Here is a 13,525-nt window from a genome sequence, read left to right on the forward strand (position 1 = left end):
CTGACACCATTTCTTCGGAAGGGCGGGCTCCGGGTTCCACACCGACGCAGTACGGGGCCGGCCGCCGACGCGACCAGGGGACGGATGGACCGCGCTGTGCGGGGCTACGAGCGCCAGGAGAGTCAGCTGGAGGAAGCCGACCACCTCTCGAAGTTCGAGGCCGAGATGAAGCGGCTGAAGACCGAGCGGGAAAAGGCTGTCCAGCACGCCGACGACCTCGGCTACCAGGTCGAGGTGTTGCGCGCCAAGCTCCACGAGGCGCGTCGCAACCTCGCCCACCGTCCCGCCTATGACTCGGCGGACATCGGGTACCAGGCGGAGCAGCTGCTCCGCAATGCCCAGATCCAGGCCGAGCAGCTGCGCTCCGACGCCGAGCGCGAGCTGCGCGAGGCCCGGGCCCAGACGCAGCGGCTGCTGCAGGAGCACGCCGAGCAGCAGGCCCGCATGGAGGCGGAGCTGCACGCCGAAGCGGTGGCCCGCCGCCAGCGCCTCGACGAGGAGCTGAACGAGCGCCGCCGCACCGTCGAGTCGCACGTCAACGAGAACGTCGCCTGGGCCGAGCAGCTGCGGGCCCGTACGGAGTCCCAGGCCCGCCGGCTGCTGGAGGAGTCTCGGGCCGAGTCCGAGCAGTCCCTCGCGGCCGCACGCGCCGAGGCCCAGCGGCTGGCCGAGCAGGCCAGCGGCCGGCTCGGCCAGGCCGCCGAGGAGGCCCGCGCCGAAGCCGAAGCGATCCTGCGCCGGGCGCGCACGGACGCCGAGCGGCTGCTGACCGCCGCCTCCGCGCAGGCGCAGGAGGCCACCGACCACGCCGAGCAGCTGCGCTCCAGCACCAGCGCCGAGTCCGACCAGGCCCGTACCGCGGCCGCGGAGATGACGCGCACCGCCGAGGCCCGCATCCAGGAGGCCGACACGGCGCTGCGCGAGGCGCGCGCCGAGGCGGAGAAGCTGGTCACGGAGGCGAAGGAGGCCGCCACCCGGCGGCTGTCCGCCGCCGAGTCGGACAACGAGCAGCGCACCCGTACGGCCCGGGCGGAGATCGCCCGCCTGGTGAGCGAGGCCACCAAGGAGGCCGAGACCCTGCGGGCCGAGGCCGAGCAGCTGCGGGCCGACGCCGCCGCCGAGGCCGAGCGGCTGCTGGCCGAGGCCTCCGAGAAGGCGCGCAGCTCCGTCGCCGAGGACTCCGCCGCGCAGCTCGCCAAGGCCGCCCGTACGGCCGAGGAGGTGCTGGCCAAGGCGTCGCAGGACGCCCAGGCCACGACCAAGGCCGCCGCGGCCGAGGCCGAGCGGATCCGCCGGGAGGCCGAGGCCGAGGCCGAGCGGCTGCGTGCCCAGGCCGCGGACACCGCCGAGCAGCTCAAGGGCGAGGCGAAGGACGACACCGAGGAGTACCGCGCCCGCACCGTCGAGCTCCAGGAGGAGGCGCGACGGCTGCGCGGCGAGGCCGAGCAGCTGCGGGCCGAGGCCGTCGCCGAGGGCGAGCGGATCCGTGGCGAGGCCCGCCGTGAGGCGGTCCAGCAGATCGAGGAGGCGGCCAGCACCGCCGAGGAGCTCCTGGTCAAGGCGAAGGCCGACGCCGAGGAGACCCGCGGCGGGGCGAGCGCCGAGAGCGAGCGCGTACGGGCCGAGGCGGCCGAGCGCGCGTCCGGCCTGCGCAAGCAGGCCGAGGAGGCCCTGGAGCGGGCCCGCGCCGAGGCCGAGGAGATGGCCGAGGAGGCCGAGGACCACGCCGAGCGCACCCGCGAGGAGGCCGCCGAGGCGGCCCGCCGCGTGCGCGAGGAGGCCGAGCGCGCCGCGCGGGCACGCACCGAGGAGGCCGCCGAGGAGCTGGCCCGGCTGCAGGGCGAGGCCGAGCAGCGCCTCGAGGCGGCGGAGACGGCGCTGCGCGAGGCCCGTGCGGAGGCCGAGCGGCTGCGCCGCGAGGCGGCCGAGGAGACCGAGCGGCAGCGCGCGGAGTCCGCGGAGCGGGTCCGTACGCTGCGGGCCCAGGCCGAGGAAGAGGCCGAGCGGCTGCGTTCCGAGGCGGCCGCGGAGGCGTCGGAGGCGCGTGCCGAGGGCGAGGCGACCCTGGCGCGGCTGCTGGGCGAGGCCGAGGAGGAGGCCGAGCGGCTGCGCTCGGAGGCGCAGGAGAGCGCCGACCGGCTCCGTACCGAGGCGAACGCCGCCGCCGAGCGCACGGCCGCCGAGGCGGCCGAGGCGCTGGCCGCGGCGCAGGAGGAGGCCGCCCGGCGCCGTCGTGAGGCGGAGGAGCTGCTCGGGGACGCCCGTACCGAGGCGCAGGCCGAGCGCGAGGCGGCGCGCGAGCAGAGCGAGGAGCTGCTGGCTTCGGCGCGCAAGCGGGTCGCCGAGGCGCAGGAGGAGGGCCGGCGCCTGGTCGAGGAGGCGGAGCAGCGGGCGGGCGAGCTCGTGGCCGCCGCCGAGCAGACCGCGCAGCAGGTGCGCGACTCCGTGGCCGGGCTGCACGAGCAGGCCGAGGAGGAGATCGCCGGCCTGCGGTCGGCGGCCGAGCACAACGCCGAGCGGACGGTCACCGACGCCCAGATCGAGGCGGACCGGGTCCGGGCCGAGGCCTACGCCGAGCGCGAGCGGGCGGACGAGGACGCCGCCCGTACGCGTGCGGAGGCCAAGGCGGCCTCGGACGCGGCGAAGGAGCTGGCGGAGCGCACGGTCGCCGAGGCCACGGCCGAGGCCGAGCGGGTGGAGAGCGCGGCGGCCCGGGTGCTGGACGAGGCGCGCGAGGCGGCCAACGCCCGTCGTGCCGAGGCGGCCCAGCAGGCCGACGAGCTGCTCGCCGAGGCCATGGCCGAGGCGGAGAAGATGGCCGCGGACGCGGCCGGCACCATGGCGAAGGCCCGGGAGAGCGCCGACGCCCACCGGGCGGAGGCGTCCGCGGACGCGGACCGGGTGATCGCGGAGGCCGCGAAGGAGGCGGAGCGGCTGCGCGGCGAGGCCGCCCGCACGGTCGAGGAGGCGCGCGAGGCGGCCGAGGCGCACCGGGCGGAGGCCGACGCCGATGCCGAGCGGCTGCGGTCCGAGGCGGCCCGTGTCCTGGACGGGGCCCGCGAGGACGCCGGTACCCGCCGCGCGGAGGCGGCCCAGCAGGCGGACGAGCTGATCGCCGAGGCCACGAGCGAGGCGGAGAAGATGGCGGCCGAGGCCGCCCGCATCGTCACCGAGGCCCGCGAGGAGGCCGAGGGTCACCGGGCCGAGGCGTCCGCGGACGCGGACCGGCTGATCGCCGAGGCGGCCGAGATGGTCGAGGCCGCCCGGCTCGAGGCGGCCCGCTTCGAGGAGCAGGCCCGCGAGGCGGCGGAGGCCCACCGGGCCGAGGCCGCCGCGGACGCCGAGCGGCTGCGGGCCGAGGCGGCCCGCACGGTGGACGAGGCGCGCGAGGCGGCCAACGCCCGCCGCGCCGAGGCCGCACAGCAGGCCGACGAGCTCATCGCCGAGGCCACGAGCGAGGCGGAGAAGATGGCGGCCGAGGCCGCCCGCATCGTCACCGAGGCCCGCGAGCAGGCCGACGCCCACCGGGCCGAGGCCGAGGGGCAGGCCGATCGCACGCTGGGCGAGGCCATCGCGGAGGCGGAGCGGCTGCGGGTCGCCGCGGCCGAGAAGAAGGCCAAGGCGGACGAGCAGGCCGAGGCCGTCCTCGCCAAGGCGACCGCCGAGGCCGAGCGGGTGGTGGCGGACGCGTCCGCCAGGGCGCAGCAGATGCGCACGGACGCCTCCGACGCGCTGGCGTCGGCCGAGCAGGACGCGGCGCGTACGCGCGCCGAGGCCCGCGAGGACGCGAACAAGATCCGGACCGAGGGCCGGGCCGAGGCCGAGCGCATCGTCGACGAGGCGGCCGAGCTCACCTCGTCCGCGCAGGACGACGCCGACCGCATCGTGGACAAGGCGCGGGAGGCGGCGAACGCCCGCCGCGCCGAGGCCGCACAGCAGGCCGACGAGCTCATCGCCGAGGCCACGAGCGAGGCGGAGAAGATGGCCGCCGAGGCCGCCCGTGCGCTGGCGGAGGCCACCGAGGCCGCCGACGCGCGCCGGGCGGAGGCCGACGCGCAGGCCGAGCGGGTGCTGGCCGAGGCCGCCGGGGAGGCGGAGCGGCTGCGCTCGGACGCCGACGTGGCGCTGGAGAGCGCCCGCGACGAGGCCCGGCGGACCGCCGACGAGGCCCGGGAGGCGGCGAACGCCCGCCGCGCGGAGGCGGCCGAGCAGGCGGACACGCTGGTCACCGAGGCGACGGCGGAGGCCGAGCGGATGGCGGCCGAGGCCGCCGAGGCCCTCGCCGCCGCGCAGGAGGACGCCAACAGCACGCGTGCCGACTCCGCGAAGATCAAGGCCGACGCGGTCCTGGAGGCGGAGCGGCTGCGGGCCGAGGCCCGTGCCGAGGCCGAGCGGACCGTGGACCAGGCGCGGGACGCGGGCGCCAAGCGGCTGGCGGACGCCGCCGAGCAGGCGGACGCGCTGATCGCGAAGGCCCAGGAGGAGGCCGTACGGGCCGCCACGGCGGCCGAGGAGCAGGCCGACACCATGGTGGGCGCGGCCCGCAAGGAGGCCGAACGGATCGTCAAGGAGGCCACCGGCGAGGGCAACGCGCTGGTGGAGCAGGCGCGTACGGACGCCAACACCCTGCTCGCCGAGGCCCGTGGGGACGCCACGGCCATAAGGGACCGGGCCGACGAGCTGCGCTCGCGGCTCGAGGGCGAGGTCGAGGAGCTGCACGAGCGGGCGCGCCGGGAGGCGTCCGAGGCGATGCAGTCCGCGGGCGAGCGCTGCGACAAGCTCGTCGCGGCGGCCACCGAACAGCTGGCGAACGCCGAGGAGAAGGCGGAGAAGCTGATCTCGGACGCCCAGGGCGAGGCCAGCAAGGTGCGCATCACCGCCGTGAAGAAGGCGGACGCGCTGATCAAGGAGGCGGAGCAGAAGAAGACCGCCGCCGTACGCGAGGCGGAGCGCCTGCGCACCGAGGCTCAGCAGGAGGCCTCGCGCCTTCTCGAGGAGGGAAAGCGGGAGTTGGAGGTCCTGGTCCGTCGTCGCGAGGACATTCAGGCCGAGATTTCCCGTGTCCAGGACGTGTTGGAAGCGTTGGAATCATTTGAGTCCCCCGGGGCAGGCGGCTCCAAGGAGGGCGGGGTGAAGGCGGCGGCTGGTGCCGGCGCAACTCGATCGGGTGGCAAGCAGTCACAGAAGTAACACTCAATCGAGGGGTCGGTTTCCGGAATCCTCAACTGTCTACTTCCATCTGCTCGATGAGACGCCGCTCACGCCCCTAGGATTCCTCTATCACCTCACCGGTCTCTTATGACAGGAACCCCATGAGCGACACTTCCTCCCCCTTCGGCTTCGAGTTGGTGCGGCGTGGATACGACCGCGGCCAGGTGGACGACCGCATTACCAAGCTCGTAGCGGACCGTGACAGCGCCCTGGCGCGGATCACCTCGCTGGAAAAGCGCATCGAGGAGCTCCACCTCGAGACGCAGAACGCTCAGGCACAGATCAATGACGCGGAGCCGTCGTACGCGGGGCTCGGCGCGCGGGTCGAGAAGATTCTCCGGCTGGCCGAGGAAGAGGCCAAGGACCTGCGGGAAGAGGCCCGGCGCGCCGCCGAGCAGCACCGTGAGCTGGCCGAGTCGGCCGCGCAGCAGGTGCGCAACGACGCCGAGTCGTTCGCCGCCGACCGCAAGGCGAAGGCGGAGGACGAGGGCGCGCGGATCGTCGAGAAGGCGAAGGGCGACGCGGCTACGCTGCGTGCCGAGGCGCAGAAGGACGCGCAGTCCAAGCGCGAGGAGGCGGACGCCCTCTTCGAGGAGACCCGCGCCAAGGCCGCCCAGGCCGCGGCGGACTTCGAGACCAACCTGGCCAAGCGCCGCGAGCAGTCCGAGCGCGACCTGGCCTCGCGCCAGGCCAAGGCCGAGAAGCGGCTGGCGGAGATCGAGCACCGCGCCGAGCAGCTGCGCCTGGAGGCGGAGAAGCTGCGCACGGACGCGGAGCGCCGGGCCCGCCAGACGGTGGAGACCGCGCAGCGTCAGGCCGAGGACATCGTCGCCGACGCCAATGCCAAGGCCGACCGCATCCGCAGCGAATCCGAGCGCGAGCTGGCGGCGCTCACCAACCGCCGCGACAGCATCAACGCCCAGCTGACCAACGTCCGCGAGATGCTGGCCACGCTGACCGGAGCGGCGGTGGCCGCGGCCGGGGTTCCGGGTGATGACGAGCCGATCTCGCGCGGCGTCCCGGCCCAGCAGAGCCGCTGACGCGGCACGCTGCACGGAACGTACGTCGCTCGTTCGGGGGATCCTGTGTTCAGCGCGCCCTGTCGCCGCCTTAGGTGGCGGCCGGGCGCGCTGAGTGCTTCCTGCCGGTTTCCCCGGAGGCCGCGCCACCGGTGGCGGGCCGGCCGGGGCGCCCTTACCGTGGCTGAATGATCGAGCTGGCGGGTCTGACCAAGCACTACGGCGACGTACGCGCCGTGGATCACCTCACGTTCACCGTGCGGCCCGGCATCGTCACCGGCTTCCTCGGCCCCAATGGTGCGGGCAAGTCCACGACCATGCGGATGATGCTCGATCTGGACAATCCGACCAGCGGCACGGTCCGCATCGACGGCCGGCACTACCGCGAACTGCACGACCCGCTCAAGGTCGTGGGTGCCCTGCTGGACGCCAAGGCGATGCACGGCGGTCGCAGCGCCTACAACCATCTGCTGTGCCTGGCGCAGAGCAACGGCATCCCCCGTACGCGCGTTCGTGAAGTCCTGGACACCGTGGGCCTGTCGTCGGTGGCCGGAAAGCGCTCCAAGGGCTTCTCCCTCGGCATGGGCCAGCGCCTGGGCATCGCCGGCGCGCTCCTGGGCGACCCGCAGATCCTGATGTTCGACGAGCCGGTCAACGGACTCGACCCCGAGGGCATCCACTGGATCCGCAACCTCATGAAGAACCTGGCCACCCAGGGCCGTACGGTCTTCGTCTCCTCCCACCTGATGAGCGAGATGGCGCTGACCGCCGACCACCTCGTGGTCATCGGCCAGGGGCGGCTGCTCGCGGACACGAGCATGGCGGACTTCATCAGGGAGAACTCCCGCTCGTACGTCCGGGTGCGCACCCCGAACCAGGAGCGGCTGCGGGACGTGCTGCACGGCGCGGGCATCGACTTCGCCCCCGGCGCCGACGGCTCCCTGGAGGTCGAGGGCGAGGACGCCCCGCACCTGGGCGAGCTGGCCGCCCGGCACCAGATCGTGCTGCACGAGCTGAGTCCTCAGCAGGCCTCGCTGGAGGAGGCGTTCATGCGGCTCACCGCCGGGTCGGTGGAGTACCACGCGCACGACGACCACCGGCCGCCGGCGGGAGCGCCGCCGGGGGCGGGCGGTGAGACGGCGGTCTGGGGGGCCGGTTGGCGGGAGAAAAAGGTGAAGGGGTCCTGACGATGGCGGCGGTGAATCAGGTTCTCGCATCGGAATGGACGAAGATCAAATCGGTGCGCTCCACGGTGTGGACGCTCGGGATCGCGGTGGTCGTCACGGTCGCTCTCGGCGCGCTGATCAGCGCTTTGAGCAAGAAGGACTTCGACAATCTGTCGGTCGAGGACAAGATCCGATTCGATCCGACGTTCCTCAGCTTCGCGGGTATGGGACTCGGTCAGCTGGCATTGATCGTCTTCGGTGTGCTGGTCGTTTCCAACGAATACAGCACCGGAATGATCCGCACTTCGCTGGCGGCCGTTCCCCAGCGCGGCGTCTTTCTCTTCAGCAAGATCATTGTCGCCACGCTGCTGGCATTCGTGGTCGCCATGATCACCAGCTTTGTGGCCTTCTTCGTCGGCCAGGCGATGCTCGGCAGCCACAAGGCACACCTCGGCGACCCGGGGGTCCTGCGCGCGGTATTCGGCGGCGGCCTCTACATGACGCTGATCACGGTGTTCTCGATGGGGGTGGCGGCGATGCTGCGCAGCCCCATGCTCTCGCTCGGCATTCTGATGCCGTTCTTCTTTCTCATCTCCGCCATCCTCGGCAATGTGCCGGCCACGAAGAAGGTGGGGCAGTACCTGCCGGACCAGGCGGGCCAGAAGGTGATGCAGGTCGTCACGGCCGGGGACGACGCGCCGTACGGGCCGTGGGGCGGCTTCACGATCATGGTGCTGTGGGTGGTGGCGGCGCTGATCGGCGGCTACGTCCTGCTGAAGAGGCGGGACGCGTAGGGGCGGGACCGTTCGATCCGGGCCCGGCGTGGGGAGAGAACCCGGCATGACGCGGCGGCGCACCCTGCGGGATCTCGGGCTGGACGTCGCTCCCGCGCGGCATCCGCTCAGTTATCCCGGCCGGCCGGTCACCGAGCCGGTGCTGCTGGCCGGCGAGGAGCTGCTGGCGCTGGCCCCGGGGCCGGGGCGGCTCGGCTCGTGGCGCATCGGCGCCGCGACCCTCGACCAGGCCCTCGCCTCCCTCGGCGGGGCGGCCACCGGCCGCCGTCACCCGGTCCTCGCCGTGGGGTCCAACGCCTCCCCCGCCCAGCTCGCCCACAAGCTCACCCGTGAGGGCCTGGCGGCCACCGTTCCGATGGTGCCGGTCCGCACGCGCGGCATCGGGGTCGGCTGCTCCGGCCACATCGGCCGCTTCGGGTACGTCGCGGCGGCGCCGTACGCCGACCCGGCCGCCGAGCGCGTGCTCGTGGCCGGCTGGCTGGACGCCGAGCAGCTCGCGGTCGTGGACGCCACGGAGCTCAACTACCGGCGGGTCCTGCTGCCCGGCGACGCGTTCGCGCTGACCCTGCCGTCCGGGGCGCGGCTGGCGGGCGCGTATCTGTACGTCAGCAAGTGGGGCGTGCTCACCGACCCCGGCAGCGGGCTGGCCCGCCCCGGCGGCGGGGACCAGAGCGCCCTGCTCGCCGCCCTCCTGCTGGGTTCGGCGCGGCTGCGCGCCCTGCTCGGCCCCGACCCGGCGGGCTGGGTCGCGCGGGCGGCGGCCGACCCGGAGGTGCGGGCGGCGGGGGCCCGGGTGTTCGCGGCCGAGGGCTGGGTGCGCAGGTCGGAGGGGTTCCCGGCGGGCGACGGCGCGGTGGCACGCTCGTACGACGAACTGGAGGAGACCTCCTCCTTACCGCCGCCATAACTCACGCATATCGGGAACCGTCAACCCCTCGTCTATCCTCCTAACCCTTACGGGGGCTATCGCCCTGACCAAGCTCGCAAGGGGCGGAGAATGATCGAGGCAGTCGGTCTGACGAAGCGCTACGGCGCCAAGACAGCCGTGCACAACCTGACGTTCCGGGTGCGACCGGGTGCCGTCACCGGCTTCCTGGGGCCCAACGGTTCCGGCAAGTCGACCACCATGCGCATGATCCTCGGTCTGGACATGCCCACGTCCGGCCGGGTCACCATCGGCGGCCACCCCTTCCACAAGCTCCCCAACGCCCCGCGCCAGGTCGGCGCGCTGCTCGACGCCAAGGCCGTGCACGGCGGGCGCAGCGCCCGTCAGCACCTGCTGTCGCTCGCCCAGCTCTCCGGCATCCCGGCCCGCCGTGTGGACGAGGTCCTCGGCGTCGTCGGCCTGCAGGACGTGGCCAAGAGGCGCTCCAAGGGCTTCTCCCTCGGCATGGGCCAGCGCCTGGGCATCGCCGCCGCGCTCCTGGGCGACCCGCAGGTGCTGCTCTTCGACGAGCCGGTCAACGGGCTCGACCCCGAGGGCATCCTCTGGGTCCGCAATCTCATGAAGCGGCTGGCCGCGGAGGGCCGCACCGTCTTCGTCTCCTCGCACCTGATGAGCGAGATGGCGCTGACCGCCGACCACCTGATCGTCATCGGTCGCGGGCAGCTCATGGCCGACATGAGCGTCAAGGACTTCATCTCCGCGAACTCCGCGGACTTCGCGCGCGTCCGTACGCCCGACGGCGAGCCGGAGGGCCGCGAGAAGCTGACGGCCGCGCTGGTCGAGGCCGGTGCGCAGGTCCTGCCGGAGCAGGACGGCGCCCTGCGGGTGACGGGGCTGGCGCTGCCGCGGATCAGCGACCTCGCGCACGGCGCGGACGTCCGCCTGTGGGAGCTCTCCCCGCACCAGGCCTCCCTGGAGGAGGCGTACATGCGGATGACCCAGGGCGCGGTCGACTACCGCTCCACCGCCGACCAGCGCGCCGGCCTCCAGCCGGCCGCCCAGCCGTGGCAGCAGCCCGCCGCGGCCCCGCAGGGCTGGCCGGAGCAGGCGTACCCGGTCCTGCCGGGCGAGCAGCCGAACCCCTACGCCCAGCCCCCGCAGCCGCAGCCCGTCGCCCCCGCGGCCGCGCCGCAGCAGCCCGCCGCCACGCCCCCCGCTCCCGTGACCGCCCCCGCCGACCTGACCAAGCGCGACAGCGAGGACGCCCGATGACCACCCCGCAGCAGCCCCCCGCGCCCCCGCAGCACGCCCCGCAGCACCCGCAGCAGCAGCCCGTGGGCGCGCCCGCCTACGCCCAGCAGCACGCCCCGCAGGCGGGCTACTGGCCCGGCCAGGCGCCCGCCGGCGGCCCCGTCGGCTATGTATCGCCGATCCCGATCCGCAAGGCCACCCTCGCCGACGCCCTGCTCTCCGAGTGGACCAAGATCCGCTCCGTCCGCTCGACGATGTGGACGCTCGGTGTGATGGTCCTGCTCGTCGTGGGCATCGGCCTGCTGATCGCGGTGGCGTACAGCAGCACGAACGGCTCGCTGGAGCGCACCTCCCCGCTGTCGCTGGGCTTCTTCGGCATCCTGCTGGGCATCATCTGCGTGATCACGCTGGGGGTGCTGACGATCTCGTCGGAGTACGGCACGGGCCTGATCCGTACGACCCTGACCGCCTGCCCGAACCGCGGCCGCGTGCTGACGGCCAAGGCGATCGTCTTCTTCCTGCTGACGTTCATGATCACGCTGGTGTCGACCGTGCTCGTGGCGATGGCGGACGTCGCGCTGCTGGGCGACCGGTCCTCCACCGATCCGACCGGGGAGGAGTGGCTGCGGGCGACGGTCGGCGTGAGCCTGTACGTGGCGACGCTGGGCCTGCTGGCGCTGGCCGTCGGCACGCTGCTGCGGCACTCCGCCGGGGCCATCACGGTCATGCTGGGCGTGGTGCTGCTGCCGCTGGTCATGGCGATGTTCATGATGGGCGAGACCCTCGAGGACCTGCGCAAGGGTCTGTTCGAGTACTCGATCCCCAACCAGATGTCGGCGTTCTACATGAGCGGGGCCGACGCGGTCACCGACGGCCCCACGGGCTGGGACCCGCTGTGGATCATGCTGGGCGTGGCCGCTGCCGCCCTGGCCGGTGCGTACGCCTCGCTGCTGCGGCGCGACGCCTAGGCCGGGGACGCCCTCAGTACCTCGGCGCGTTACGGGACCGCTGGAGCCGCGCGCTCCGGCGGTCCTTCGCGTTCCAGCAGGCCTTGTGCCAGTGGCGCCGGTCGTCGACCCCGGCGCCGTGCTGCGGCCAGGCGACCACGTGCGGCACCCCCGGCGGGATCTCCTGGTCGCAGCCGGGGCAGCGGTAGTGCTTGGCCGCCGCGCCGCCGCCGATCATGCGGACCGCCCACTCCTCGCCCTGCCAGCTCTCCGTGCGCTCCAGGCCGTACCGCTCGCCGCTCCCGTCGCGCGGGAGGGGGGTGTGTTTGTCGGCGCCGCCTCGCGGGCGGTTTCGGCGCGGGGACACGGGGCACCTCGGAAGGTCTGGGGCTACGGGTCGCGAACAGCCTACGCGGGACGGTCACCGCCCCGGCCCGGCATCCTCGCGCCCCTATGGCGCCTGCGCTCCGATCATCATGAAAACTTCACGCTCGGCCGTACCTTTGGCACGTGTCAGCCGTTATTGCCTCCAGGGGGGTGCCGCGTCGGTCGCTAGGAGGAACAAGAGCGATGCGCGTTGGAGCATTTGTCCTGGCCGCCCAGTTCCCGGGCCAGGGCCACGAGGAGGCGCTGTACCGGGCCGTGCGGTCGGCCGAGGTCGCCGAGGAGGCGGGGCTGGCCGCCGTCTGGCTGGCGGAACACCACTTCGTCCCGTACGGAGTCTGTCCGTCCGCCGTCACCCTGGCCGCCCTGCTGCTCGGCCGTACCCGTGCCATCGAGGTCGGCACCGCCGTGAGCGTGCTCCCCACCACGCACCCCGTCGCGCTGGGCGAGCAGGCGGCGCTGCTGCACCTGACCTCGGGCGGCCGCTTCACCCTCGGGGTGGGCCGGGGCGGCCCGTGGGTCGACCTGGAGGTGTTCAACTCAGGCCTGGGGGCGTACGAAGAGGGGTTCCCCGAATCGCTCGAATTGCTGATGCGGTGGCTGCGCGAACCCCGGGTCGGCAGCGACGGGGAGCGGTTCGCCTTCCGTGAGGTGCCCGTCGTGCCGCGCCCGGACGACGCGTTGGGCTCCGCCGGGCCCGGCGTGATCGTCGCCTGTACCTCGCCCGCGAGCGTGCGGCTGGCCGCGGCGCACGGGCTGCCGATGCTGCTCGGCATGCACAGCACGGACGAGGAGAAGGCCGGGATGGTCGCCCTCTGGCGCAAGTGCGCCCTGGAGTCCGGGAGTTCGCCGGAGGCGGTGGCCGCGGCCGGTCATGTGGCGGCGGGCGTCGTACAGATCGCGGACCGCCGCGAGGAGGCGGCGCAGACGCTGCTGAAGGCGATGCCGGGGTGGTTCCACTACGGCCTGTCGGCCCATGTGACGGTCGACGGCAGAGCCCGCCCGATGCGCGATCCCCTCGCCTATACGGAGCTGCTGTGCGAGCTGCATCCCGTCGGCTCGCCCCGGCTGTGCGCGGACCGGCTCGCGGCCACCTCCGAGCGCACGGGCATCAGCCGCTTCGCCCTCCTGGCCGAGGGCTCGGGTGATCTGGCGGCCACCGAGGAGAACCTGCGCCGGCTCGGCGCCGAGGTGCTGCCGCTGCTCGCCTGACGCTCGGCCGCTGTCGGTCCGGTCCCCCGTCCGAGCTCGCCCGTCCCTTGGGCCGGGCGCCCGGCGGAGCTGCCGCCCCCCGCTCTCTACCCCACCTCCCGGACTCGGAGCGGCAGCACGGAACGCGTCAGCAGTCGCGGAGCTCCGGCGACTGGTTGAGCAGCTGGCCCCGGACCGAGGTGAAACGGGCCAGGCGCTCGTCCACCGAGCGGTCGACGGGGAAGACCGCCACCCGGTGGCAGTTCTGGAACGCCAGCCGGACCCCGAAGTGTCGCTGCAGCGCTCCACGGATCGCGTCACTCGCCAGGGCGCGCAGCAGCTGGCCGCGGGCCTGCTCGTCCGGGGGCGGCGTCCGGTTGTCGGCGAACTCTCCGCCTTCGACCTGGAGCCGGTCCACCAGAGAGCTGATCATCTCCCACGCGTAGGGCAGGGAGTTCCGGACGCAGTCGACGAAGTCGGCTTCGTCGACCTCGCCTCGCTCGGCCTGTTCAAGGAGGGCCGGTGAGACGTCGAGCGACATGGGTTCTCCTCTCGCGACCCCGCGGGCGGGGTCTCAGGGATGGGCGAGCGGACGACGACGCCCTGTGCCCGTACGGCGACCGCCCGCTTCAACGGTAATCCGGCCACTGCGGCCCCACCAGGAGAACACCGACAA

Annotated in this window: 10 protein-coding genes; 8 read left to right on the top strand and 2 right to left on the bottom strand. The window is 73.8% G+C overall.

The window, feature by feature from the left end:
- Positions 1-84 precede the first annotated feature (84 nt).
- The 7 genes from scy (at position 85) to AB0G59_RS06775 (ending at position 11,295) form a co-directional block, all read left to right on the top strand.
- The gene (gene scy, locus AB0G59_RS06745; protein ID WP_360908777.1) at positions 85-5,190 is read left to right on the top strand and encodes a polarized growth protein Scy; all 5,106 of its coding nucleotides are present in this window, start codon (positions 85-87) and stop codon (positions 5,188-5,190) included.
- Positions 5,191-5,312: 122 nt separating this feature from the next.
- Entirely contained in the window at positions 5,313-6,251 is a 939-nt protein-coding gene (locus AB0G59_RS06750; protein ID WP_071962662.1) for a cellulose-binding protein, read from the top strand.
- Positions 6,252-6,418: 167 nt separating this feature from the next.
- Entirely contained in the window at positions 6,419-7,417 is a 999-nt protein-coding gene (locus AB0G59_RS06755; RefSeq protein WP_360908779.1) for an ATP-binding cassette domain-containing protein, read from the top strand.
- A gap of 2 nt (positions 7,418-7,419) precedes the next feature.
- Positions 7,420-8,190, top strand: coding sequence for an ABC transporter permease (locus AB0G59_RS06760; protein ID WP_360908781.1), 771 nt, complete (start codon positions 7,420-7,422; stop codon positions 8,188-8,190).
- Between the two features lie 46 nt (positions 8,191-8,236).
- Complete coding sequence (locus AB0G59_RS06765) at positions 8,237-9,097, top strand: hypothetical protein (protein WP_360908783.1); 861 nt, start codon at positions 8,237-8,239, stop codon at positions 9,095-9,097.
- A 90-nt stretch (positions 9,098-9,187) separates the two neighbouring features.
- Positions 9,188-10,348 (top strand): ABC transporter ATP-binding protein, encoded by a 1,161-nt coding sequence (locus tag AB0G59_RS06770; protein ID WP_360908785.1) that lies wholly within the window; start codon positions 9,188-9,190, stop codon positions 10,346-10,348.
- Entirely contained in the window at positions 10,345-11,295 is a 951-nt protein-coding gene (locus tag AB0G59_RS06775; RefSeq protein ID WP_360908787.1) for an ABC transporter permease subunit, read from the top strand. The genes AB0G59_RS06770 and AB0G59_RS06775 overlap by 4 nt, the downstream gene beginning before the upstream one ends.
- Positions 11,296-11,308: 13 nt before the next feature.
- Here AB0G59_RS06775 and AB0G59_RS06780 read toward each other — a convergent pair whose 3' ends face one another.
- Positions 11,309-11,641 carry an ATP/GTP-binding protein gene (locus AB0G59_RS06780; RefSeq protein WP_071962668.1) on the bottom strand — a complete coding sequence of 111 codons (333 nt, stop codon included), beginning with the start codon at positions 11,639-11,641 and terminating at the stop codon, positions 11,309-11,311.
- 203 nt (positions 11,642-11,844) lie between these two features.
- Between AB0G59_RS06780 and AB0G59_RS06785 the strand changes: the two genes are divergently transcribed.
- Entirely contained in the window at positions 11,845-12,870 is a 1,026-nt protein-coding gene (locus AB0G59_RS06785; RefSeq protein ID WP_360908789.1) for an LLM class flavin-dependent oxidoreductase, read from the top strand.
- Between the two features lie 127 nt (positions 12,871-12,997).
- On the opposite strand, the gene AB0G59_RS06790 is transcribed toward AB0G59_RS06785, so the two are convergent.
- Positions 12,998-13,390 (bottom strand): SCO5389 family protein, encoded by a 393-nt coding sequence (locus AB0G59_RS06790; RefSeq protein ID WP_071962670.1) that lies wholly within the window; start codon positions 13,388-13,390, stop codon positions 12,998-13,000.
- Between the last annotated feature and the right edge of the window lie 135 nt (positions 13,391-13,525).

The organism is Streptomyces sp. NPDC021096 (assembly GCF_040641275.1).
In the GTDB taxonomy this organism is placed as follows: Bacteria; Actinomycetota; Actinomycetes; order Streptomycetales; family Streptomycetaceae; genus Streptomyces.

Coding starts and splice junctions, on each gene's coding strand:
- AB0G59_RS06785 (WP_360908789.1), top strand. CDS start 11,845: ATGCGCGTTGGAGCATTTGTCCTGGCCGCCCAGTTCCCGGGCCAGGGC.
- AB0G59_RS06750 (WP_071962662.1), top strand. CDS start 5,313: ATGAGCGACACTTCCTCCCCCTTCGGCTTCGAGTTGGTGCGGCGTGGA.
- AB0G59_RS06765 (WP_360908783.1), top strand. CDS start 8,237: ATGACGCGGCGGCGCACCCTGCGGGATCTCGGGCTGGACGTCGCTCCC.
- scy (WP_360908777.1), top strand. CDS start 85: ATGGACCGCGCTGTGCGGGGCTACGAGCGCCAGGAGAGTCAGCTGGAG.
- AB0G59_RS06770 (WP_360908785.1), top strand. CDS start 9,188: ATGATCGAGGCAGTCGGTCTGACGAAGCGCTACGGCGCCAAGACAGCC.
- AB0G59_RS06775 (WP_360908787.1), top strand. CDS start 10,345: ATGACCACCCCGCAGCAGCCCCCCGCGCCCCCGCAGCACGCCCCGCAG.
- AB0G59_RS06790 (WP_071962670.1), bottom strand. CDS start 13,390: ATGTCGCTCGACGTCTCACCGGCCCTCCTTGAACAGGCCGAGCGAGGC.
- AB0G59_RS06755 (WP_360908779.1), top strand. CDS start 6,419: ATGATCGAGCTGGCGGGTCTGACCAAGCACTACGGCGACGTACGCGCC.
- AB0G59_RS06760 (WP_360908781.1), top strand. CDS start 7,420: ATGGCGGCGGTGAATCAGGTTCTCGCATCGGAATGGACGAAGATCAAA.